This is a genomic window from Bacillus sp. PS95 (assembly GCF_037963565.1).
Lineage (GTDB): Bacteria > Bacillota > Bacilli > Bacillales > Bacillaceae > Bacillus > Bacillus subtilis.
In genome coordinates, this window is record NZ_CP150160.1 from 3,437,349 (window position 1) to 3,459,758 (window position 22,410).

Annotated in this window: 19 protein-coding genes, 1 pseudogene and 1 other annotated feature; of the genes and pseudogenes, 2 read left to right on the forward strand and 18 right to left on the reverse strand. The window is 46.0% G+C overall.

All coding sequences use genetic code 11. The features are described 5' to 3' along the window. Positions 1-19: 19 nt before the first annotated feature. From eno to araE, 7 genes are all read right to left on the reverse strand, one after another. A complete protein-coding gene (gene eno, locus NSQ12_RS17995) occupies positions 20-1,312 on the reverse strand; it encodes a phosphopyruvate hydratase (RefSeq protein WP_003228333.1) in 1,293 nt (430 codons plus the stop codon). 29 nt (positions 1,313-1,341) lie between these two features. Continuing rightward, positions 1,342-2,877: a 2,3-bisphosphoglycerate-independent phosphoglycerate mutase gene (gpmI, locus tag NSQ12_RS18000; RefSeq protein ID WP_014480918.1), complete on the reverse strand. Its 1,536-nt coding sequence runs from the start codon at positions 2,875-2,877 to the stop codon at positions 1,342-1,344. Further along, positions 2,870-3,631 (reverse strand): triose-phosphate isomerase, encoded by a 762-nt coding sequence (gene tpiA, locus NSQ12_RS18005; protein ID WP_003243394.1) that lies wholly within the window; start codon positions 3,629-3,631, stop codon positions 2,870-2,872. The genes gpmI and tpiA overlap by 8 nt, the downstream gene beginning before the upstream one ends. 30 nt (positions 3,632-3,661) lie before the next feature. Then, positions 3,662-4,846 carry a phosphoglycerate kinase gene (locus NSQ12_RS18010; RefSeq protein ID WP_003243051.1) on the reverse strand — a complete coding sequence of 395 codons (1,185 nt, stop codon included), beginning with the start codon at positions 4,844-4,846 and terminating at the stop codon, positions 3,662-3,664. Positions 4,847-5,162: 316 nt separating this feature from the next. Next, on the reverse strand, positions 5,163-6,170 hold the full coding sequence (gene gap / locus NSQ12_RS18015) for a type I glyceraldehyde-3-phosphate dehydrogenase (protein ID WP_003219957.1): 1,008 nt from the start codon (positions 6,168-6,170) through the stop codon (positions 5,163-5,165). 46 nt (positions 6,171-6,216) lie between these two features. Beyond that, positions 6,217-7,239 (reverse strand): gapA transcriptional regulator CggR, encoded by a 1,023-nt coding sequence (gene cggR, locus NSQ12_RS18020; RefSeq protein ID WP_009968188.1) that lies wholly within the window; start codon positions 7,237-7,239, stop codon positions 6,217-6,219. Between the two features lie 297 nt (positions 7,240-7,536). Beyond that, positions 7,537-8,931, reverse strand: coding sequence for an arabinose-proton symporter AraE (gene araE, locus NSQ12_RS18025; RefSeq protein ID WP_003243899.1), 1,395 nt, complete (start codon positions 8,929-8,931; stop codon positions 7,537-7,539). A 203-nt stretch (positions 8,932-9,134) separates the two neighbouring features. On the opposite strand from araE, the gene araR reads away from it, so the two are divergent. Next, positions 9,135-10,223: an arabinose utilization transcriptional regulator AraR gene (gene araR / locus NSQ12_RS18030; RefSeq protein ID WP_003243070.1), complete on the forward strand. Its 1,089-nt coding sequence runs from the start codon at positions 9,135-9,137 to the stop codon at positions 10,221-10,223. Between the two features lie 48 nt (positions 10,224-10,271). Here araR and NSQ12_RS18035 read toward each other — a convergent pair whose 3' ends face one another. Both NSQ12_RS18035 and NSQ12_RS18040 read right to left on the reverse strand, forming a co-directional pair. Then, positions 10,272-11,282: an MsnO8 family LLM class oxidoreductase gene (locus tag NSQ12_RS18035; protein WP_003228318.1), complete on the reverse strand. Its 1,011-nt coding sequence runs from the start codon at positions 11,280-11,282 to the stop codon at positions 10,272-10,274. A 156-nt stretch (positions 11,283-11,438) separates the two neighbouring features. Further along, on the reverse strand, positions 11,439-12,317 hold the full coding sequence (locus tag NSQ12_RS18040; RefSeq protein WP_003228316.1) for a LysR family transcriptional regulator: 879 nt from the start codon (positions 12,315-12,317) through the stop codon (positions 11,439-11,441). Positions 12,318-12,416: 99 nt separating this feature from the next. Between NSQ12_RS18040 and NSQ12_RS18045 the strand changes: the two genes are divergently transcribed. Then, positions 12,417-13,334 (forward strand): DMT family transporter, encoded by a 918-nt coding sequence (locus NSQ12_RS18045; RefSeq protein ID WP_088326987.1) that lies wholly within the window; start codon positions 12,417-12,419, stop codon positions 13,332-13,334. A gap of 40 nt (positions 13,335-13,374) precedes the next feature. Here the strand turns inward: NSQ12_RS18045 and NSQ12_RS18050 are convergent, their stop codons facing one another. The 9 genes and pseudogenes from NSQ12_RS18050 to NSQ12_RS18090 all read right to left on the reverse strand — a co-directional run. Then, positions 13,375-14,718, reverse strand: a complete 1,344-nt coding sequence (locus tag NSQ12_RS18050) for an amino acid permease (RefSeq protein ID WP_032722543.1) — start codon at positions 14,716-14,718, stop codon at positions 13,375-13,377. Between the two features lie 68 nt (positions 14,719-14,786). Next, positions 14,787-15,022 (reverse strand) — a binding site (T-box leader). Between the two features lie 97 nt (positions 15,023-15,119). Next, complete coding sequence (locus NSQ12_RS18055) at positions 15,120-16,154, reverse strand: glycoside hydrolase family 18 protein (RefSeq protein WP_088326989.1); 1,035 nt, start codon at positions 16,152-16,154, stop codon at positions 15,120-15,122. A 107-nt stretch (positions 16,155-16,261) separates the two neighbouring features. Then, a complete protein-coding gene (gene lutC / locus NSQ12_RS18060) occupies positions 16,262-16,984 on the reverse strand; it encodes a lactate utilization protein LutC (RefSeq protein WP_088326990.1) in 723 nt (240 codons plus the stop codon). Continuing rightward, positions 16,984-18,423 (reverse strand): lactate utilization iron-sulfur protein LutB, encoded by a 1,440-nt coding sequence (gene lutB / locus NSQ12_RS18065; RefSeq protein ID WP_088326992.1) that lies wholly within the window; start codon positions 18,421-18,423, stop codon positions 16,984-16,986. The genes lutC and lutB overlap by 1 nt, the downstream gene beginning before the upstream one ends. A 26-nt stretch (positions 18,424-18,449) precedes the next feature. Continuing rightward, positions 18,450-19,166 (reverse strand): lactate utilization iron-sulfur protein LutA, encoded by a 717-nt coding sequence (lutA, locus tag NSQ12_RS18070; protein ID WP_088326994.1) that lies wholly within the window; start codon positions 19,164-19,166, stop codon positions 18,450-18,452. Positions 19,167-19,340: 174 nt separating this feature from the next. After that, positions 19,341-19,943: a two-component system response regulator YvfU gene (yvfU, locus tag NSQ12_RS18075; protein ID WP_015251201.1), complete on the reverse strand. Its 603-nt coding sequence runs from the start codon at positions 19,941-19,943 to the stop codon at positions 19,341-19,343. Positions 19,944-19,959: 16 nt separating this feature from the next. Then, positions 19,960-21,075 (reverse strand): two-component system sensor histidine kinase YvfT, encoded by a 1,116-nt coding sequence (gene yvfT / locus NSQ12_RS18080; protein ID WP_157677689.1) that lies wholly within the window; start codon positions 21,073-21,075, stop codon positions 19,960-19,962. A 3-nt stretch (positions 21,076-21,078) separates the two neighbouring features. After that, positions 21,079-21,816: an ABC transporter permease gene (locus tag NSQ12_RS18085; protein ID WP_015251199.1), complete on the reverse strand. Its 738-nt coding sequence runs from the start codon at positions 21,814-21,816 to the stop codon at positions 21,079-21,081. Continuing rightward, positions 21,817-22,380: pseudogene (locus NSQ12_RS18090) on the reverse strand (ABC transporter ATP-binding protein); the annotation flags it as partial. Positions 22,381-22,410 lie beyond the last annotated feature (30 nt).

Consider the following 22,410-nt stretch of genomic DNA (forward strand, 5'->3'; position numbering starts at 1 on the left):
AATCCCGGCGGTCATTTTATTACTTGTTTAAGTTGTAGAAAGAGTTGATACCGTGGTATTGAGCAGTTTCAGCCAACTGATCTTCGATGCGAAGAAGCTGGTTGTATTTCGCAACACGGTCCGTACGAGACGGAGCACCTGTTTTGATTTGTCCTGCGTTTGTTGCCACAGCGATGTCAGCGATTGTGCTGTCTTCAGTTTCACCAGAACGGTGAGAGATAACAGCTGTATAGCCTGCGCGTTTCGCCATTTCGATCGCATCGAATGTTTCAGTCAATGTACCGATTTGGTTTACTTTGATCAGGATAGAGTTGCCTACGCCGTTTTTAATACCTTCAGAAAGTTTTTTCGTGTTTGTAACGAAGAGGTCGTCACCAACAAGCTGAACTTTTTTGCCAAGACGCTCAGTAAGAAGCTTGTGGCCTTCCCAGTCGTTTTCGTCAAGTCCGTCTTCGATAGAGATGATTGGGTATTTAGAAACAAGCTCTTCATACCAGTCAACCATTTCAGCAGATGTTTTCACAACGCCTTCGCCAGACAGATGGTATTTGCCGTCTTCTTTGTTGTAGAACTCAGAAGATGCAGCATCCATAGCAAGTTTAACTTCTTCGCCAGGTTTGAAGCCGGCTTTTTCGATTGCTTCAACGATTGTTTGAAGCGCTTCTTCGTTAGAACCAAGGTTTGGAGCGAATCCGCCTTCGTCACCTACAGCAGTGTTTAAGCCTTTTGCGCTTAATACTGATTTCAGGCTGTGGAAGATTTGAGCGCCCATGCGAAGTGCTTCACGGAAGTTAGGAGCACCTACAGGCATGATCATGAATTCTTGAATATCCACGTTGTTATCAGCATGCTCTCCGCCGTTTACGATGTTCATCATCGGTACAGGAAGCGTTTTTGAGTTGAATCCTCCAAGGTATTGGTAAAGAGGAATCTGTAAGAAATCAGCAGCAGCACGCGCACAAGCCATAGATACGCCAAGGATTGCGTTCGCACCAAGTTTGCCTTTGTTTTCAGTACCGTCAAGCTCGATTAAAAGCTGATCGATTGCGTTTTGTTCAGTTACATCAAAGCCAAGAAGCTCTGGAGCAATGATTTCGTTTACGTTGTTAACAGCTGTTAACACGCCTTTTCCAAGGTAACGGTCTTTGTCGCCGTCACGAAGCTCAACCGCTTCGTATTCACCTGTAGAAGCTCCGCTTGGCACTAATGCGCGGCCGAAAGCTCCTGTTTCTGTATATACTTCAACTTCAACTGTTGGGTTGCCGCGGGAGTCTAATACTTCGCGTGCATAAACATCAACAATGTATGGCATGAGTTTTGTCTCTCCTTTTGATTTTCAAATTATTTTTGAATTAAAGATGTTCCTGTCATTTCTTTCGGTTTTTCAACACCAAGAAGGTCTAATAACGTTGGTGCAAGGTCGCCTAGGATTCCGCCTTCACGCAGCGTAATGCCTTCTTTCGTTACAATCACAGGGACTGGGTTTGTTGTATGCGCAGTGTGCGGTTCGCCTGATTCTGTAATCAGAATGTCAGCATTACCGTGATCAGCGGTAATGATAGCGTGTCCGCCTTTAGCAAGGATCGCGTCAACGACTTCGCCCAAGCATTCGTCCACTGCTTCAATTGCTTTAATTGTTGGTTCAACCATTCCGGAGTGGCCGACCATATCAGGGTTTGCGAAGTTAAGAATGATCGCGTCATGCTTGTCAGCTTCAATTTCTTTGACAAGCGCGTCCTTCACTTCATACGCACTCATCTCAGGCTTCAAGTCATACGTTGCAACTTTAGGCGAGTTGATGAGAATACGCTCTTCACCCGGGAATTCAGCTTCACGGCCGCCGCTCATAAAGAACGTGACGTGCGGATACTTTTCAGTTTCTGCAATTCGAAGCTGTTTTAACCCGTGCTGAGATAATACTTCTCCGACTGTGTTATCAAGATTTATCGGTTTAAACGCTACATAGCCGTCAACTGTTTCACTGAAGTGAGTCAGGCAGACGAAATACAGGTTCTTTGGATAATTCTCGCCGCGGTCGAAGTCACGGAAGTCTTTGTTTGTGAACGTGTTGGAAATCTGGATGGCGCGGTCCGGTCTGAAATTATAGAAAATCACAGAATCGCCGTCTTGGATTTTCGCAACAGGCTCACCGTTTTCTTTTGTAATGACAGATGGAATCACGAATTCATCGTAGATACCATTTGCATATGAATCATCAACAACATCCAGGGCGCTGCGGTAAGATGGGCCTTCGCCGTACGCCATTGCGCGGTACGCTTTTTCTACACGGTCCCAGCGTTTGTCGCGGTCCATAGAGTAGTAACGTCCGGAAATGCTGGCGATTTCACCTACACCGATTTCCTTGATTTGATCGTTCAACTGGTTGATGTACGTTTTCGCTGTCTGCGGACCTACATCACGACCGTCAAGGAAGCCATGGATATAAACCTCTGTCAGCCCTTCTTTTTTCGCAAGCTTTAACAGTGCGAATAAATGATTGATATGGCTGTGCACGCCTCCGTCAGATAAAAGACCGAACAGGTGCAAGGCTTTGTTGTTTTCTTTCGCGTTGCTGATCGCGTCAAGGAATGTTTGATTGCGTTCGAACTCTCCTTCGCGAATGGCAACATTTACGCGTGTTAAGCTTTGGTACACAATACGTCCCGCACCGATATTTAAGTGACCTACTTCGGAGTTCCCCATTTGCCCTTCAGGAAGACCTACAGCCTCGCCTGAAGCAGTCAATGTTTGATGAGGATACTGGTTCCAATAGCGGTCAAAATTCGGTTTTTTCGCTAAAGCGACTGCGTTCCCTACTGTTTCGTTACGTAATCCGAACCCATCAAGAATGATGAGTGCAGCTGGTTTTTTACTCATATTGACCTTCCTCCAATAATTGAACGAATGACTGTGGCTCAAGGCTCGCGCCGCCGACCAAAGCACCGTCAATATCGGACTCTGCCATATATTCTTTAATGTTTGCAGGCTTTACGCTTCCGCCATATTGGATGCGAAGCTTGTCTGCAGCTTCTTGGCTGAAGCTTTCAGCGACGGTTTTACGGATATGCGCACACACGTCATTCGCATCTTTCGCTGTAGAAGATTTGCCTGTTCCGATTGCCCAGATTGGCTCATACGCAATAACAGAAGCAGCAACTTGTTCTTCAGAAAGACCAGCAAGGCCTTTTTTCACTTGGTCAGCAACAAGATCATTTGTTTTGCCGGCTTCACGCTCTTCAAGCGTTTCACCTACACAGATGATCGGCACAATGCCGTGTTTGAAAGCTGCGTGTGCTTTTTTGTTAACTGTTTCATCAGTTTCAGCGAACATTTCACGGCGCTCAGAGTGGCCGATGACGCAGTAGTCAACGCCAAGGTCTTTCAGAGCAACCGGGCTGATTTCGCCTGTGAACGCGCCGCTTTCTTCGAAGTGCATGTTTTGAGCGCCGACTTTTAGGTCAGTGCCTTTCACAGCAGAAGCAAGCTTTTCTAAGAAAAGCGCTGGCGCGCAAACAACAGCTTCAGCTTTGTCTGCTGCTGGAATGGAAGATTTCACTTCTTCAACGAAGCTGACAGCTTCGCCGAGTGTTTTGTTCATTTTCCAGTTACCGGCGATAATTGGTTTTCTCATCTGTTCCACTTCCTTATAGCAGTTTTGAGATTATTTATCGTTCAGTGCAGCTACCCCTGGAAGCTCTTTGCCTTCCATAAACTCAAGGGATGCGCCGCCGCCTGTTGAGATGTGGCTCATTTTGTCAGCAAGGCCGAATTTTTCAACCGCTGCCGCAGAGTCTCCTCCGCCGATGACAGAGTATGTATCTTTCGCCTCTGCCAATGCTTCCGCAACCGCTTTTGTTCCTTGAGCGAACAAGTCGATTTCGAATACGCCCATTGGTCCGTTCCACACGACAAGTTTGCTGTTTTTGATGACGTCAGCATACGTTTCGCGTGTTTTCGTACCAATGTCGATTGCTTCTAAATCACTAGGGATTTCAGAGATCGGCACAATTTTCACGTTTGCATCGTTAGAGAAATCATCTGCAACGAGTACATCTTCAGGCATGTAGAAGTTAACGCCTTTTTCTTTAGCGCGGTCCATAAATGATTTCGCAAGCTCGATTTTATCCTCTTCAAGAAGAGATTTCCCGACTTCATAGCCAAGCGCTTTTACGAAAGTATAAGCAAGACCTCCGCCGATGATCAGGTTGTCTACTTTATCAAGAAGACTTTCGATTACACCGATTTTGTCTTTTACTTTCGCTCCGCCGATGATCGCTGTGAACGGGCGGTCAGGATTGGAAACCGCTTTTCCAAGTACATCAAGCTCTTTTTCCATTAAGAAACCTGCAACTGCTGGCAGATGCTCGGCAATTCCAGCTGTAGATGCGTGAGCACGGTGGGCAGCACCGAATGCGTCATTTACATATACATCTGCAAGCTCAGCAAATGCTTTTGCAAGCTCAGGGTCATTTTTCTCTTCACCAGGATAGAAACGTACGTTTTCCAATACAAGAACGTCTCCGTCCTTCATCTCAGAAATTTGTGCTTTTACAGCATCGCCGTATGCTTCATCCGCTTTTTTCACTTCTTTGCCAAGCAGTTCGCCGAGACGTGCAGCGACAGGAGTTAAACGAAGCTCCTCAACCACTTCGCCTTTCGGGCGGCCTAAGTGGCTCGCAAGAAGGACTTTTGCGCCTTGGTCTGCAAGGTGTTTGATTGTTGGAAGCGCAGCACGGATACGTGTATCGTCTGTTACTTCCCCGTCTTTCATTGGAACGTTAAAGTCAACGCGGCAGAATACAACTTTGCCTTTTACGTCGATGTCTTTGAGAGTTTTTTTATTCATGCCTAGGAGATCCTCCTTCAAAATGGTTTGCATACAGCACGAAAAACGTGAAACCGTCTGTTCAAGCGATAACTCCGCTAGGGCAGATCGCAGTCTTTTTCGGCACAGGGCAGTTCGTCTAAAAGCCAGGGCAGCGGCCTTAGGCGAAAGCGCCGGCAAAGCTGCTTAAAACGCGGTCGTTTCTCTATCACAGAGCGTTTTCTGAAAGCCGGTCTTCATGGAAAAAGGGAAAGGGAGTCCGTCCCCTTCCCTTGTCCGCTTTCATTATAGCGCTTCTATTCGAAAGAACCAAGTCAGGTCCTTTTTCAGCTATAAATTAAAGACCTTTTTTTGCGATGTAAGCTGCAAGGTCAACAACGCGGTTAGAGTAGCCGCTTTCGTTATCGTACCAAGAGATTACTTTTACCATGCTGCCTTCCATAACCATTGTAGAAAGAGCATCGATTGTAGAAGAGTTTTTGTTTCCGTTGTAGTCGCCAGAAACTAATGGCTCTTCGCTGTAGCCAAGGATTCCTTTAAGGTCGCCTTCAGCCGCTTCTTTAAGAGCTGCGTTTACTTCTTCAGCTGTTACTTCTTGGTTCAGTTCAGCAACCAAGTCAACTAGAGAAACGTTTGGAGTTGGAACACGCATTGCTCCACCGTTCAGTTTGCCTTTTAGTTCAGGAAGAACTAGAGAAACTGCTTTAGCAGCACCAGTTGATGTGGGGATGATGTTTTCAGCTGCTGCACGCGCACGACGGTAGTCTTTGTGCGGAAGATCAAGGATTTGCTGATCGTTTGTGTAAGAGTGAACAGTTGTCATCATACCGCGTTTGATGCCGAATTTATCGTTAAGTACTTTTGCAAACGGCGCAAGGCAGTTTGTTGTGCAAGATGCGTTAGAGATAACATCGTGGTTAGCCGCATCGTATTTATCTTCGTTAACACCCATAACGATTGTGATATCTTCTTCGTTAGCAGGAGCAGAGATGATTACTTTTTTCGCGCCAGCTTCTAAGTGTTTCGCAGCGTCTGCGCGTTTTGTGAAGAAACCAGTAGATTCAACTACGATTTCAACGCCTTGTTTGCCCCAGCTAAGTTTAGCAGGATCGCGTTCTGCAGAAACTTCAATTGTTTTGCCGTTAACAACAAGGTTGTTACCGTCAACTGAAACTTCAGCGTCTAATTTTCCGTGTACAGAATCATATTGTAAAAGGTGAGCCAGCATGTTAGCATCTGTTAAATCGTTAACCGCTACTACCTCAACTTCAGGATTGTTTAATGCTGCGCGGAATACGTTACGTCCAATACGACCAAAACCGTTAATACCGACTTTTACTGCCATGATTGTTTCCTCCTTTAAATAAGTGAGAGATATTTATATTGAGGGATTATTCATCCCTTAATAACTTCTTTGCGGCTCCTTCGTCTGTGACGAGAACCGTGTTGCGTGGCTTTTTAAAGTAAGCCTCGATCGCCTCGGCTTTTGATGATCCGCCCGCTACCGCAATAATATCGGGAATGGCATCTATGTCATCCAGCTGCATTCCGACAGAATGCACTTTGTGAACCACTTCGCCGTCCGCGTTAAAATAGTAGCCGAACGCTTCCGTCACCGCGTCGTTATCATCTATTTTCTTTAAGTCTTCTAAAGGCGTGTTTCTGCGCTGAGCCATAGTTTTAGCTTCGCCGATTCCGTGAACCAGCATACTCGCTGATTTAATGGTGTTCAGCACCTCTTTGACAGAAGGCTCTTCAATAATAGATGAATAGGCGCCTTGTGACAGCTGTCCCGGAACAAACAAAAGCCGGTAAGTGCCTGAAGCCTTCTCCGCCATATGCGCGCATATGGTGTTCGCCTGGTTTTTCACGTCTTCGCCTAAACCGCCTCTTGCAGGCACAAACAAAAGCTCGCGGTTTTTAGAATCCGGCGTCATCATTTCGGCGACAGCTTCAATTGTCGTACCGCCAGTTACAGCGACGATATTTTTGCCTGAAAATCTTTTTTTCATACATGCGACAGCCGCTCTTCCCATTTCTTTTTTGACCCATGGGGATTGATCGCTGTCTCCGGATACGATAATGGCATCCTTTAGATTTAAACGTTCTTTTAATGTCTTTTCCAAAAGAGTCAAACCTAAAACATCTTTCATCGTATCTTCCAAAACAGAAAGCAGTTCATAGCCCTCTTCTGTCAATGTCATGCCGTTTGTCTTAATATCGACCAGGTTCTGTTCCTTTAAAAACTGAACCTCGCCCCTCAGCACACGTTCGCTGATTCCGAGACTGGCAGACAGGCTTCTTCGCCCGATGGGTTCTGTCAGCCTGATATACTGCAAGATTTCAAACCTCTTTTGCATAACGAGCAGAAGATCAGGCAATAATTTTTTTTGAGCTTGTATTAACTGGTTCATGACTCAAACGTTCCTTCCTTTTTTGCTGGACATTATATGTCCCGCTATGACAAAAAACGTCCCGTCATAGCCAAAAAAAATCATTTCTGCTTTCTTTAATTATTTTAACAGGGTGGAATTGTTTATTCAACTGTTAAGAGCCAATTCATCGACAATATTCGCAGAGTTTTCATGCCGCGTCGTTTTATCCAGCAATATTTTATCCTATATATCTTTATCTTATACAGAAAGCGCCAAATGGTGCATCCCAATATAAACAGCCCTTCCCGTAGAAAGGGCTGTTTCATTAAAGCGTTTTCATTTTATCCAAAGCTTTTCAATTTCCTCGAGCGATTTGTTCTTCGTTTCCGGACAGATCGTAACGACAAACAGGAAACAAAGGATGTTAATCACCGCAAAGATCCAAAATGTATAGGCGAGCCCGAAAGAATCAATCATCATTGGCACAAACTGTCCGATCGCCCAGTTTGCTCCCCATAAAAAGATGGTCGCAATGCCCGCGGCCCGCGCACGCAGATGGTTCGGGAAGATTTCAGAAATCATAATCCATGTGATCGGTCCGACCGAGACACAGAAAGCAGCGACAAAACCTAATATAAGGACGATCATCATGATCCCGCTTGTTAACTCAAAATAAAACGACGTCCCGATTAAAATCATAAAAATAGCCATAAAAGCAGAACCGATGGACATCAGTTTTTTTCGTCCGACTTTATCAATCAGCAACACCGCAATAACGGTAAAAATAACTTCTACAACCCCGACGATACAAGTCGTCACAAATCCGGCGTTTTGCCCGAATCCCATCATTTTAAAGATTTCCGGCCCGTAGTAAGTAATCGCGTTCATGCCGATGACTTGGTTAAACAGCGCCAGCAGGATTCCAATGACAAGCGCCTTTCTGAGCCCCGGCTTAAACAGCTGGGAGAGCGACCCCATTTGTTCTATTTTTAAAGAGTTCTCAATGTTCTTTAATTCTTCTTTTGCAACAGTTTCTCCATTAATACGTGTCAGTATCTTTAAAGCTTCATTTGTTTTGCCCGCTTTCGCCAGCCATCTCGGACTTTCCGGGACGACGAGCAGGACAAGGAAAAAAATGACGGACGGCACCATTCCATAAGCAAGCATCCATCTCCAGCCGGTGTGCACGCCCCATTCGTATGTTCCGGACCGCTGCACAGCTAGATTAATAAAGTATGTTGCGGAAATCCCCAGTATCGTAAAGAGCTGATATAAGGAAGATAAACTTCCGCGTATGGCGGGCGGTGCCGCTTCTGTAATATACGTAACAGAGAGCGATGAGCCCATCCCGATTCCCAGCCCCCCGATAATCCTTGCAATGATTAAGGTGGACACGTCTTGAGAAAGCGCTGAAACGATTGCTGATATCGCAAATAACAAAGCGGCTGTCATTAAAATTTTTCTCCGGCCGAATCTGTCACTTAAAAATCCGGATATCCCGACGCCCACAACTCCTCCAATCATAATGCTTGAAATGACAAGTCCCTCCATAAACGGACTCAGGCTGTATAAATCTTTCAGAAAACCGATGGCGCCAGAAATCACTGCCGTGTCATAGCCATACAATAAGCCGCCAAGCCCCGCCGCACATGAGATCAAAATGACAAATCCCATTGAATGGCTTCGTGTTACAGGAACATTTGGTTCTAATTGAGTTGGAGTATTCTTCATTTCCCTGCCCTCCCGAATGTTGAGTAAAGCGTTTTCATTTAAACCTCCAATTGTACGTACTTATATTAAAATTTAACGAAAATTACATTTAATTAGTACGTACAAATATAGAATAATCTTGTTTGCATTTTCTGTCAATGTTTTCTTACAAAGAACGCTGTGATATACTGAAATTTGTCCGTATACATTTTGGAGGAATGGATATGTTACCAAAATACGCGCAAGTAAAAGAAGAAATCAGTTCTTGGATTAATCAAGGCAAAATACTGCCCGATCAAAAAATCCCTACCGAAAACGAATTAATGCAGCAATTCGGCGTCAGCCGGCATACCATCCGCAAAGCGATCGGAGACCTCGTATCACAAGGTCTGCTGTACAGCGTGCAAGGCGGAGGCACCTTTGTCGCTTCACGCTCTGCTAAGTCAGCGCTGCATTCCAATAAAACGATCGGTGTTTTGACAACCTACATATCAGACTATATTTTCCCGAGCATCATCAGAGGAATCGAGTCCTATTTAAGCGAGCAGGGGTATTCTATGCTTTTGACAAGCACAAACAACAACCCGGACAACGAAAGAAGAGGCTTAGAAAACCTGCTGTCCCAGCATATTGACGGACTCATCGTAGAACCGACAAAAAGCGCCCTTCAAACCCCAAACATCGGCTATTATCTGAACTTGGAGAAAAACGGCATTCCTTTTGCGATGATTAACGCGTCATATGCCGAGCTTGCCGCGCCAAGTTTTACCTTGGATGATGTGAAAGGCGGGATGATGGCGGCGGAGCATTTGCTTTCTCTCGGCCACACGCATATGATGGGTATTTTTAAAGCTGATGACACACAAGGCGTGAAACGGATGAACGGATTTATACAGGCGCACCGGGAGCGTGAGTTGTTTCCTTCTCCGGATATGATCGTGACATTTACAACGGAAGAAAAAGAATCAAAACTTCTGGAGAAAGTAAAAGCCACACTGGAGAAAAACAGCAAGCACATGCCGACAGCCATTCTTTGTTATAACGATGAAATTGCGCTGAAGGTGATTGATATGCTGAGGGAGATGGATCTTAAAGTGCCGGAGGATATGTCTATTGTCGGGTACGATGATTCACATTTCGCCCAAATCTCAGAAGTGAAACTAACCTCTGTCAAACATCCGAAATCAGTGCTTGGAAAAGCAGCCGCCAAATATGTCATTGACTGCTTAGAGCATAAAAAGCCGAAGCAAGAGGATGTCATATTTGAGCCTGAGTTGATCATTCGCCAGTCCGCACGAAAACTGAATGAATAGAAAAAGCAATGTATGGGTCTCCCCGCTACATTGCTTTTTTTATAGCTGTTATCTGTTTTTCCAAACGTCAGCGATGATTTCAAACGAACGCATTCTGTCTGCGTGTTCAAAGGTTTCTGAGTTAACCATAATTTCGTCAGCCTGTGTCGTTTTGACGAAATCTTCAAGCTTCGCCTTCACTTCTTCCGGACCTCCGACAATCGTGGAGCTCAGCTGCTCATTGACCATCGCTTTTTCATACGGGCTCCAAATTTGATCCATATCCTCAACAGGCGGTTTAAGCTGGTTCGGCGTACCGCGGACAAGATCAAGAAACCTTTGATAATGCGAAGTCGCAAGGTGCTGCGCTTTCTCGTTTGTATCTGCCGCGATAATGGTGACACCGACCATCGCATACGGTTCGTCGAGCACGTCTGACGGCGTGAAGGAATTGCGGTACAGCTCCAAAGCGGGAACCGTATTCGCCGGTGAGAAATGGGCGGCAAAGGCAAACGGAAGACCTAGTTCACCTGCCAGACGGGCGCTGAAGCCGCTTGAGCCCAGCAGCCAAATCGGCACATCTATGCCCTCTCCGGGAATGGCGCGAACTTGATTGCGCACATTTCCTGACGGTTTAAAATAATTGCGCAGTTCCTCTAATTGTTCTGGAAAGTCCTCCCCGCTGTTGATGTTTCTGCGGAGCGCTCTGGCTGTCAATTGGTCTGTTCCCGGCGCACGTCCAAGCCCCAGATCAATCCGCCCGGGATACAGTGTTTCCAGTGTGCCGAATTGTTCAGCAATGACTAATGAAGAGTGGTTCGGGAGCATAATGCCGCCGGAACCGACGCGGATTTTCTTCGTGCCTCCTGCAATATGGCCAATCAAAACTGCGGTGGCAGAGCTTGCAACACCTTCTATATTATGATGTTCAGCAAGCCAGTAACGGTGATAGCCCCATTCCTCTGCCCGGCGCGCCAAGTCCATGCTGTTTCGGAATGATTCTGCAATCGTTCCTCCCTGAACAACCGGAGATAAATTCAAGACAGAAAGCAAGGTATCTTTGCGTTGGTTGTTAGACATATTGTTCTCCTTTGCAAATGTGTTATCAGTAAACAGCCCAAAGCTGTCAGGTCATGATTGAAAGAACTTCTATCACACCATAACACAACTGCATTCAGGAATAAAAGAATTTGATTCGATGAAATTCGAACAATGTAAAACGAACGGTTTGGAACATTATTCTGCTCCAAACAACTCCTTAGCCATCTCAATAAAGAGCTTAGCCGCCAGAGAAGCCTCCTTTAGCGACGGAACAGCAAGCTGCACATCACGGTATACCTGCGGGTCCAATTCCCGGGTCACCACATGCTCCGGAAGCGGCATCCCCGACATGGACATTTCTGATAAAATCGCGAGACCCAGGCCTTCTCTGATCATACTGATCGAGGTGTTGATGTTATAGACCGTGAAAGCTGGGTGCAGCGTAGCGCCCGCCTGCCTGAACATATCGACAAATGGTGATTCATAGCCTCCGTCACAGACGATCATCGGTTCATGGTCAAGATCTTTCAGCGTAATGGCCGAATGACTGGCAAGCGGGTGATCGTCCCTGAGCACGACAGCCATTTTGTCTTTTTTCAAATGAATGTACTCCATCTCCTCTGTTGGATACAGAAGAATGCCGACATCTATCATCCGCGTATGAAGCCACTCCTTGACTTCATTTACAGTTCCCTCGTGCAGCACGAGCTCAAGTTTCGGATATTTTTGTTTAAATTCACTGATCAGCTTCGGCATAAAATAAGCCGAGGCAGTTGAGAATGTGCCGATATGAATCGTTCCCAGTTCAAGCCCTTTTTCCGCTGCTGCTACCTGCTCAACTTTTTCAATGCCTTTTAAGACTTCTCTAATGTGTACTAAGATCTGTTTTCCCGTATCCGTCAGCATCAGGCCATTGCGGCGGTCACGAATGATCAGCTTTACATCAAGCTCAGCTTCGATCGCAGAAATCGCATGGCTGACAGCCGGCTGTGTCATGTTTAGCGCCTGACCTGCTTTTGTAAAGCTTCCCGTTTCAGCTATTTTTACAAAAACCTTTAATTGTGTAATGGTCATAACAATTTACTTATGCTCCTTATAAAAAAGATTCATTTTATTTATCTTATGTTCTACCGTATCATATGATGGAAAAGTTCTACAAGGAGTGAATGAACAATGAAGCAGCTCTCAAAAACGCGGACAGCTCTCCTGCTCGCATTTCTCGTCATCATGTGGGGCGTCAATTGGCCGCTGTCCAAAGCCGCGCTCGCCTATTCTCCGCCATTATTGTTTGCGGGCATCCGAACGCTGATCGGCGGGCTTTTATTAGTCATTGTCGCACTGCCGCGTATTCATAAATTACGCTTAAAAGAAACGTGGCCGATTTATCTTGTTTCTGCTCTTTTAAATATTACGTTATTCTACGGCCTGCAAACGATCGGGCTGAATTATCTTCCGGCCGGCCTGTTTTCTGCAATCGTCTTCTTCCAGCCTGTTCTGATGGGTGTATTTTCTTGGCTGTGGCTCGGCGAATCCATGTTTGTAATGAAAGTGATCGGCCTCATCCTCGGTTTTGCGGGAGTAGTCGTCATTAGTGCTGCGGGCTTTGGCCGGCATATTTCTGTCATTGGGGTTCTGCTGGCTCTCGGCTCCGCAGTCAGCTGGGCGCTCGGGACGGTATATATGAAAAAAACAGGCAGCCGCGTCGATTCCATCTGGATGGTCGCTCTGCAGCTGACGATCGGAAGCGTGTTTCTGCTTATATCCGGCTTTTGGACAGAAAGCTTTTCGGCGATCCAATGGACAGCTCCGTTTATCACGAGCCTGCTGTTCATCTCCGTATTCGTTATCGCGCTCGGCTGGCTTGTCTTTTTTACGCTTGTCGGTTCAGGAGAAGCAAGCAAGGTCGCATCTTATACTTTTTTGATTCCGCTCATATCAATCGTGGCCAGCTCCATTTTCCTGCATGAACCGCTCACCCTTAGCCTCTTGGCAGGGCTGCTGCTGATTGTCACGAGCATCTGTCTCGTGAATACAAAATCAAAAGCGCAGAAAGCTGCGGCGATTGGTATAAACGAGAAAGCTGCACAATAATAAAAACCCTCTTGCCGGATGCGGCAAGAGGGTTTCTTATTTACTGATGCTTGCGTTCTTTGACCAAATATGCAACTGTAATCAAAAGGTAGATCGCCGCAGTAATGCCAGTAATGACAATTGACGTTGTCATGATGACCCCGATCAGAATGGCGAGTAATGCCACAATCGCAAACCATGTCGTGTACGGGAACCATTTTACATAATAGGCCGGTGCTTCCGTTTGCTGTTTTCTCGATTTTAAATGAGCGAATCCGATGATCAGCCAAATGAATAAAACGGTATATCCCAATGATCCCATTAAATAATTAAATGTTTGGCTTCCTGCGAACAGAGAAATCAATACGCCAATATAGAGAGAAGAAGTGCACATCAGAATCGCAAACATCGGTACGTTTTTCGATGAAAGCTTCGAGAAGACCTTTGGAAGCCTTCCGTCACTTGCCTGTGTATACAAAATGCGTGATGATCCGTATAAACCTGAATTCATAGAAGAAATGATCGCCAGCAGGATGACTGCATTCATGATATGATCCGCGCCCGGAATGCCTACCATTTTAAAGACCATCACGAAAGGACTTTCCGGAACGGAATTGACTTGGTTCCATGGAATCAGGCTGACGATGATGAAAAACGGCAGCAGGTAAAACGCGACAATCCGTGTCAGTGTGCTGCGGACAGCTTTCGGGACAACCTTTTCCGGATTTTTTGTCTCTGCAAGCGTTACACCGATAATTTCTGTACCGCCGTAAGAGTAGATGACGACAAGCATCGCCGTGATCAGCCCTGTGCCGCCGTGCGGGAAAAATCCGCCGTGGTCTGTCAGGTTGGAAAATCCGGATGCTGTATGATCACCGAATGATACAAATAAGAGCAGCAATCCCAGAATAATAAAGATAATAATAACGGTAATCTTGATCATTGCCAGCCAATATTCAGTTTCGGCGAAGATTTTAACAGAAAGCAAGTTTACAATCGTGACGATAAGAGAAATTCCTAATGCCAACACCCAGATCGGGCAGCCCGGCAGCCAATATTGAATGAAAATCGCAGCTACAACAGCTTCAGCCGCAATGTTAAGCACCCACATTTTCCAGTAGATCCAGTCCAAAAAGTAAGCGGCGTAATTTCCCAATACCTGCTGGACAAGATCACGGAAGGTTCTGGCGTTACGGTTTCGAACAGCCATTTCCGCCAGCCCCTGCATAATAAACAGCAAAATAATCCCGCCGAGCAGATATGCGATAATGACAGATGGCCCTGCCACATCGATCGCTGAGCTGCTCCCCTTAAATAAACCTGCGCCGATTGCTCCGCCCAGCGCCATCATCATAATATGGCGGGACGTCATCGTGCGTTTTAACGTTTGATTGTCGTTTTTCATCCTCTTCTACCTCTCCTTCTCGTTTTCAAAAACAAAAAAGCCCGCCGTCTCCTACCTAATCTAATAGATAAAGAGACGACGAGCCTTCGGCTGACCGCGGTACCACTCTTGTTGATTCTTCATGAAGAATCCTGCTTTTGACCTGTAACGAAGGTTAGCCGTTAAAACATAGGGAATATTCAATCTATTCCGTTCCGTCTTACCACTCCCGGGCGAGTTCAAAGAAGAATCAGGCTGCGTCGCACCACCCCGCAGCTCTCTGTTCTGATCACTTTCTTTTACTGCTCCCAATCTATGTGTTTTAGTTTTCTGAAAAACTCAAATTTTATGATCTGAATATATTAACATAATATACGTGCTTCTCTTTTAACTGTCAATAACTTCAGAGAAAAAAGAAACTGTTATTTTGTCCCTTTTCGAATGGCTTTCCAAAAGGATTCTGACTCGTTTCCTAATGCGTAAACTGAAACACCTGCTATTTTATATTGCTTTGCCAGATGGCTTTTCGTTTGAACGGTTTTTTCGTTTTCATACCACACGACATGTTTATGCTTCTTTTTGTCAACATAAGAAAACGTCATCGAGCCTGATTTTTTGTTGAATGCCGGCTTTGCTTTTTGTTTTTTGATGAGGGATTTGAGCTCATTCCATTCCCTTATTGTGCTGGCACTTCCGTCTTTTACATCCCAGTCATAGCCGTACGCAGGGATTCCCATGATGACTTTATTGGCTTTGATCTTTTTGACTGAAAACTGCAGAGAGCTTTTAATCCAGTTTGTGCTTGCCACTGACCCCGGCTCACCCCAAATGCCGTGTTCATCGTAGGTCATGACTTGTACGAAGTCGGCATATTTGCCGATTTTCACATAATCATACGGCCAGCTCCAGTCATCATTTTTATCATCGGCGCTTTTGGCCGGAACGGATACCATTGTTTTAATATGTTTCTTATTCAAAGCCTGTGATACATATTGAATGAAGTTCGAGTACGCAGCGCGGTCTTCTGGATTTACTGCTTCAAAATCGATATTGATTCCGTAATATGAGTGCTTTTTGGCCAGTGTAATTAACTGATCTGTGAATCGTTTTTTCGCTGTTTTATTGCTCATGACTCGACTCGCTAAATCTCCGTCAAAATCATAAATGGCATCATTATAGTTTGAAATGACAGCCCATGTCTTGATTTTTTTCTTTTTCGCATATGTCAGCTGCTTGCTTGGGGCATCACCAATGATTCGTCCGTTTTTTTCAATCGCAAACGTATCGGTTGCGATGGCATTCATGTATGTATGATATTTCGTAAGAGAATTGTATGAAGCCGTATCCCCAGTCGTGTAGCCTACTGTCATACCGGCTGCCTTCGCTTCTGTTTTTGTATACATAAACAGAACAATCGCAATCGCCAGTGAAACCGCTATGATCAGCCATTTTTTCATCGCATTTCCTCCTATTTCAAGTCATACTCTTCTCATCGGCCAAAAAATTGGAAGTTGAAGTTTTTTCAAGCAAAAAGCCCGGCATATGCCTGCCGGGCTTCCTGAGTTCAGCGGTCAGAGACGAGAATATATGCTGCCTTTACAGGTCCGTGCACTCCCACAACTAAATCCATTTCAATGTCGGCTGAGTTGCTCGGTCCGGTAATGTAGTTGATACATGAAGGAACAGTGACACCGTCCGCAATGTTTTGGCGGATGATATCACTGGCTTGTGTCATTCTCGGTACAATGCTTGATTTCGGCACGATCGCAATATAAGTCGTCGGCAAAAGGCTGACAGAGCGGCCGATGTCTTTTGAGGAGAAGAGGACAACCGTCCCCGACTCAGCCAATGTAATTTCGCTGAATGTAATCCCTACATTGGCTTGCTCCGCTTTTTTGATATTGTCCTCGCCTTTGTCAGCATCCCACTCCCAGACCGGCGTTCCTTCACTCGGCCAGTCCTTGGTGAGCAGGCTTTTCAGTCCGTATTCTTCAAAGCGGGGGTCCTTCGGAATGATGACAGGGCCTCCGGAAAAGCGGCTGACTTGCTCGCGCAGGGCATCATAAAGGCCGGTTGAATCCGTTTCAATCAGCTCTGTATGGATTTTGACACAATGGTTTTTGAGCACTGTGACTAAGTCATCCGCTGAATATCCTTCAAGTGTTTTATATTGCGGCTGATGCGCCCATTCAGGGACTGCCACGCCTCCTGTTCTTCGTTCACGGCCCAGGCTGGATGCGATTCGGTTTAAAAAGCTCTCTTGATTCTGAATGGTTCCCTTCGTCATCACTGCTCCTCCTTCGTGCGTTCACTTGTTTCTCTGTCCGCAAACCAGTCTCTGAATCTCGATTTATGCGGTGCCGGGAAGTCGCGGATCTGGGTCCAATTTTTAAGCGGGCCGGGCCCTTTCGAAATTTTTTCGTCCTCTGTAAAAGGCGTCATGGCGGCCGGCGCCCATTTTGAGCCCATTTTGTAAAGCGATAAGGAGGATGCGCCAAGTCCGAATGCTTTCATTGCAAGCTTTTCACTGATCGGCGCCCTGCCTTCTTTTTCGACGATATTCTGACGATGCTTGAGTAGCAGCTCATGAAGCGGGATTTTGACCGGGCAGGCTTCTGAACAAGCAGCGCACAGTGAAGATGCGTACGGCAGCTCCTTATAATCGTCATAACCGCCGAGCAACGGCGATAAAACCGCTCCGATCGGCCCCGAGTAGATTGAGCCGTATGAATGTCCGCCGACATGGCGGTACACAGGACAGACATTGATACAGGCGGCACAGCGGATACATTGCAGCACAGACTGGAATTCCGTTCCAAGGATATTGGATCGTCCATTGTCAACGATGACAAGATGGAATTCTTCCGGACCGTCCACTTCACCTTCCAGCTTCGGACCCGTCAAAGCTGTAATATAGCTTGTCAGCCGCTGTCCGACAGCACTTCTTGTCAGCATGCTGACTAGCACTTCAAATTCAGAAAATGACGGGACAATCCGCTCCATTCCCATGACGGTAATTTGTGTTTTCGGCAAGGTGCTCACAAGCCGTCCATTTCCTTCATTGGTCACAAGGCTGACGGAACCCGTGTCAGCGATGGCGAAGTTACAGCCGGTAATGCCGATATCCGCTTCCAGAAACTTTTTCCGGAGAATGGCGCGCGCATGCATCACCAGCTCTTCCGGTTTTTCTGTATGTTGATAGTCCAGCCTTTCTTTAAACACATCGCGTATCTGCTCTTTATTTTTATGAAGGGCGGGCGCTACGATATGTGACGGCGGATCGTGATCATCAATCTGCAAAATATACTCCCCGAGATCGGTTTCTACGACTTCACAGCCTTCCTTCTCCAGCACCTCATTCAGATTGATTTCCTCTGTGACCATTGATTTAGATTTCACAATTTTCTTCCCGTTCTTCTTTTGAATGACATCCCGAATATAGGAAGACGCCTCTTCCGCTGATTCCGCGAAATAGACATGTCCGCCTCTTTTCGCCACATTTTCGGCAAGCTGTCCGAGATAGAAATCAAGGTTTTCAAGGACATGCTGCCTGATTTCCTCTGATAATGAGCGCCACTCCTCCCAGTTTCCCAGTTCTTCTGCTGCCTCTAAGCGCCGCGTCCGCAGACGCTCCTGTGCACCTGAAACAGCGCCTCTCATAAATTCATTATCAATCCCCTGTGATACCCGCTCTTTAAAAGCGTCAGTACCGATTTTCATCGCCATGATCCTTTCCCCCTCTGAATCCAGTTTTATCTGCTGTTGAGCACTTCGGCGATGTGCATCACTTTGATATTCTTATCTTTTCGGCCAAGCCGTCCCCCGATATTCATCAAACAGCCGCAATCAGCACCGATCAGCACCTCTGCTCCCGTTTCCTCCACACATTCGACTTTTTCATCGACCATCTGCTCAGAAATCTGCGCCATCTTGACTGAGAACGTTCCTCCGAATCCGCAGCAGTTATGTTTGCCCGGAAGCTCTGTAAACTGCAGGCCCTTCACATGGCTCAACAGCTTCATCGGCTCCTTCCGAACACCCAGCAGCCTAGTCATATGGCACGACGTATGTAAGGTCGCTTTTGTATGAAGGGTCGCGCCGACATCCTCTACCCCAAGGACGTTCACAATAAAATCTGTCAGTTCATACGTTTTATCCGCCAGCTTTTGCGCTTTATCGGCCCATTTCGGATCATCCTGAAACAGGTGCGGATACTCCCGGAACATCGTTGTGCAGGAACCGGAAGGACTGACAACATATTCGGAATCCTGAAACGTTTCGATCATCCGTTTCATTGCTTTTTTGGCGTCATGTACATAGCCGCTGTTGTAAGCCGGCTGTCCGCAGCAAATCTGCCCTTCTGGAAAATCAACCTCGCACCCAAGCCGCTCCAGCAGCTCAACCGTTGCTTTTCCGACATTTGTTTGAAACATATCAACAAGACAAGTGACAAAAAGTGAGACTTTCATGATGAACCCCTCTCTCATCCCCAATATATGATCAGGTCATCTGATGACCTGAGTTAAAATAACTATATGAATATCGTACACTATTCTGACAATGGAAGGAAAGAGTTTTCTAGGGATATTTTCATTTGTGGCATATCAAAAACACTCCCGATCTCCCAGGAGTGCAGTATATGGTTAGATCCAGCCCTTTTCCTCAGCAATGCTGGCGGCTTCTGTCCGATTTTTCGCATTAAGCTTTTGGATGATTTCTGAGATATAGTTTCGAACTGTGCCTTGAGATAAATAGAGCTCCAGCGTAATGTCTTTTGTTGTCTTGCCTAAAGCCGCAAGCCTCAGAATTTCTTGCTCTCTAACGGTTAGCGGATTTTCGTCTCGCATCATATTAAACGTCAGCTCGGGGCTGAAGACACGTTTTCCCTTTACACATTTTCGAATGGCATCGGCCAGATCGTCAATTTCGCCGTCTTTCAGCAGATAGCCATGTGCACCGGCCTTTACGGCGCGTTCAAAATATCCGGGGCGGGCAAAGGTGGTTAAAATAATGACCTTGCTGACGCAGCCTTTTTTCATTAATTCCTCTGCCACATCCAGCCCGCTTCGAACCGGCATTTCAATGTCCATAATGCATACATCCGGCTCCAGCTTCAAAATAGCATGTAGCGCCTCTTCCCCGTTCAATGCTTGTCCGATGACTGTCATATCCTCTTCTAAATCAAGCAAAGATCCCAAAGCGCCTAAAAGCATGCGCTGGTCCTCAGCAATAAACAGACGAATCATTCTTTTCGTCCTCCAATCATTCTGCTTTTTTAATAAGCGGAATCGTCAGTGCCACAACCGTTCCGTTATGATCTGAAACCGTTAATCCCCCTTCAATGAGCATGAGCCGTTCCTCCATTCCCCGCAGGCCATTCCCAAACATTTTCTCCTTCGCCGCTCCCTTTCCGTCATCCCGTATCACGATCCTCATTTTGTCAGCAAACTGAGAAATGGTGATGGCACAGTGGGTTGCTTTGCTGTGCTTGATAATGTTAGTCACGGCTTCCCGCATACACATACTGATAATATTTTGAGTGACGGGAGATATCGCTGAAAAGTCGTCGGCTCCTTCGTATTGAAAGGTAATGTTCCCCGCTCTTAATATGTGCTGCATGTTTACGAGCTCCTCTGTTATCGTGACCGTCCTCATATCAGAAACCAGCTCTCGAACTTGCTTGAGTGCGGATCGTGAGCTGGTTTCCATTTCTTTTGCCTCAAGCTTGGTCCGTTCTGGATCAAATGCAGCCAGCCGCTGAATGAGCTGGCTTTTTAATGTAAGCAGCGACAGGGTGTGGCCAAGAGTATCGTGAAGATCACGGGCGATTCGAACACGCTCCTCTCTTTTAGAGAGTTCTTTTATCTGTTCGTTGGCTTGTGCAAGCTTATTTTCAAGCTCAATTCTCCGAAACATAGAACGAATGCCGAATGGAGAAATGAGCATAATGACGAGAAACGGGAGAACAGAAAAAAGCTCCCGAAGCGAGACCGAATTCGCGATAAATTGGTATAGGCATGGAAAAAGCAGTATAAAGATTAAAGCGCAGAACGCACGGTTAAAATTCGTTTTCTCTTTGTAATAACCAACAAAGTTTGCCGGAAAAAAACCTAAGTATATATAGGTGATATTGTAAAACACACTATACATCAAAATAACCGCCATTTGCACGATAAGCCAATATGTAAACGAAGCTTTGCCCACGCTGCAGAATAACTGGCGATATGCCGCTACAAAAAGGAGCAGCATGCCATATCCGATCCCCTGTTTGACCCCTGATTCTTTCAATAAAGAGAGGAACGGCATAATCGTATACACCAGAAAGATATAAGGGAAAAACCCGAATTCCTTCGGGAAAATAAATATTGCCTTTTTCATGTATTACACCGCTTCTTGTTTTCTTCTTATATATTTAGATAGTAGCATGAAGAGCATCATATAAGCGATTAATATCAGAATATTTTTCCAAGTCGGACTCCCACCCCGGACAAGTTCCCACGCTCCGCTCCCGAAATGATAAGACGGAAGCCACTGGCCAATGCTCTGCATCATGTCAGGCATGACCTCAAACGGCATCCACATCCCTCCGCCTAAAGCCAGCAGCATATAAAGCACATTACTGATTCCGGCCGCTGTTTCTACTTTTCTCATGAGGCCGATTAGTGTGCCTAATGCTAAAAAAGGCAATGCGCCAAACAAAATCCACAGTCCGCTCATCATCCATTCAAACGGTGACAAGGCAATATCATTGATGATTGCGCCGAACAGAAATATGACGGTAATTGATAAAACGTGAATGACACTTTGGCCGATCATCTGAGCTGATAAATAGATATGATCCGGAAGAGGCGTAAGGCGGATAAAGGCGGCCCAGCCTTGTGACCGTTCTTGTACCATTCGGATGCCAAGCGTCATGATAGAGGAACCCATCACACTGAAGACTGTCATCGACATCAGGTAATGGGCTTCCCATGCACGTTGATCAGGGACGTTGGTATTCACTACATTTGTAAAGAAATAATAAAAGGCAATCGGCATGATCAGAGACCAAAGCACAAAATACTTGTTCCTAAGCACCCTTTTCATTTCAGCGATGCTTTGCTTTTGCAGCATGTTCACTCACATCGCCTCCCTGTTGCCGTCAGCCAGCTGGCGAAATGCCTCATCGAGCGTCGCTTGCTCAATTCGAATATTTCGTGCTGGGATGTTTTCTTGAAAGATCAGCGCCAACACTTTGTCTGTATTTGATGTCTGGATGATGGTTCTCTCATGCTCGTGGATCACTCTCTCGACTTCCGGGTGACAAGACAGCCTTTCCACTGATTCACTTGAATGAAGCGTAAAGGAAACAGACTGTTTTTGCATTCTTGAGCGGATTTGCATTGGTGAGTCGTCTGCAACAAGCCGTCCCTCAGTAAAAAATAGGACTCGCTGTGCGGCATCGTCTGCTTCCTGTAAATAATGAGTTGAAAAAATAATTGTTTTTCCTTGGTCCGACAGTCCGTGAATGGTCTGCCAGAATCGGTGTCTTGATGAAGTGTCCATGCCGACTGTCGGTTCATCAAGTATAAGCAGCTCCGGGTTCCCGACAAGAGCCAAAGCAAAGCTCAAACGGCGTTTTTGTCCGCCGGATAATTTTTCTGCTCTTGTTTTCAAATCTTCTTTGGTGAGTGCTGTTAACGAGGGGTGTCATGATGATGAAGTGACAAATGT

Bases quoted from the DNA above. Each gene is read 5' to 3' on its own strand.
- NSQ12_RS18010 (WP_003243051.1), bottom strand. From the start codon at position 4,846: ATGAATAAAAAAACTCTCAAAGACATCGACGTAAAAGGCAAAGTTGTA.
- lutA (WP_088326994.1), bottom strand. From the start codon at position 19,166: ATGAAAGTCTCACTTTTTGTCACTTGTCTTGTTGATATGTTTCAAACA.
- NSQ12_RS18040 (WP_003228316.1), bottom strand. From the start codon at position 12,317: ATGACCATTACACAATTAAAGGTTTTTGTAAAAATAGCTGAAACGGGA.
- eno (WP_003228333.1), bottom strand. From the start codon at position 1,312: ATGCCATACATTGTTGATGTTTATGCACGCGAAGTATTAGACTCCCGC.
- NSQ12_RS18035 (WP_003228318.1), bottom strand. From the start codon at position 11,282: ATGTCTAACAACCAACGCAAAGATACCTTGCTTTCTGTCTTGAATTTA.
- yvfT (WP_157677689.1), bottom strand. From the start codon at position 21,075: ATGAAAAAGGCAATATTTATTTTCCCGAAGGAATTCGGGTTTTTCCCT.
- lutC (WP_088326990.1), bottom strand. From the start codon at position 16,984: ATGACGAAGGGAACCATTCAGAATCAAGAGAGCTTTTTAAACCGAATC.
- gpmI (WP_014480918.1), bottom strand. From the start codon at position 2,877: ATGAGTAAAAAACCAGCTGCACTCATCATTCTTGATGGGTTCGGATTA.
- yvfU (WP_015251201.1), bottom strand. From the start codon at position 19,943: ATGATTCGTCTGTTTATTGCTGAGGACCAGCGCATGCTTTTAGGCGCT.
- NSQ12_RS18045 (WP_088326987.1), top strand. From the start codon at position 12,417: ATGAAGCAGCTCTCAAAAACGCGGACAGCTCTCCTGCTCGCATTTCTC.
- araR (WP_003243070.1), top strand. From the start codon at position 9,135: ATGTTACCAAAATACGCGCAAGTAAAAGAAGAAATCAGTTCTTGGATT.
- araE (WP_003243899.1), bottom strand. From the start codon at position 8,931: ATGAAGAATACTCCAACTCAATTAGAACCAAATGTTCCTGTAACACGA.
- NSQ12_RS18055 (WP_088326989.1), bottom strand. From the start codon at position 16,154: ATGAAAAAATGGCTGATCATAGCGGTTTCACTGGCGATTGCGATTGTT.
- gap (WP_003219957.1), bottom strand. From the start codon at position 6,170: ATGGCAGTAAAAGTCGGTATTAACGGTTTTGGTCGTATTGGACGTAAC.
- NSQ12_RS18050 (WP_032722543.1), bottom strand. From the start codon at position 14,718: ATGAAAAACGACAATCAAACGTTAAAACGCACGATGACGTCCCGCCAT.
- tpiA (WP_003243394.1), bottom strand. From the start codon at position 3,631: ATGAGAAAACCAATTATCGCCGGTAACTGGAAAATGAACAAAACACTC.
- lutB (WP_088326992.1), bottom strand. From the start codon at position 18,423: ATGGCGATGAAAATCGGTACTGACGCTTTTAAAGAGCGGGTATCACAG.
- cggR (WP_009968188.1), bottom strand. From the start codon at position 7,239: ATGAACCAGTTAATACAAGCTCAAAAAAAATTATTGCCTGATCTTCTG.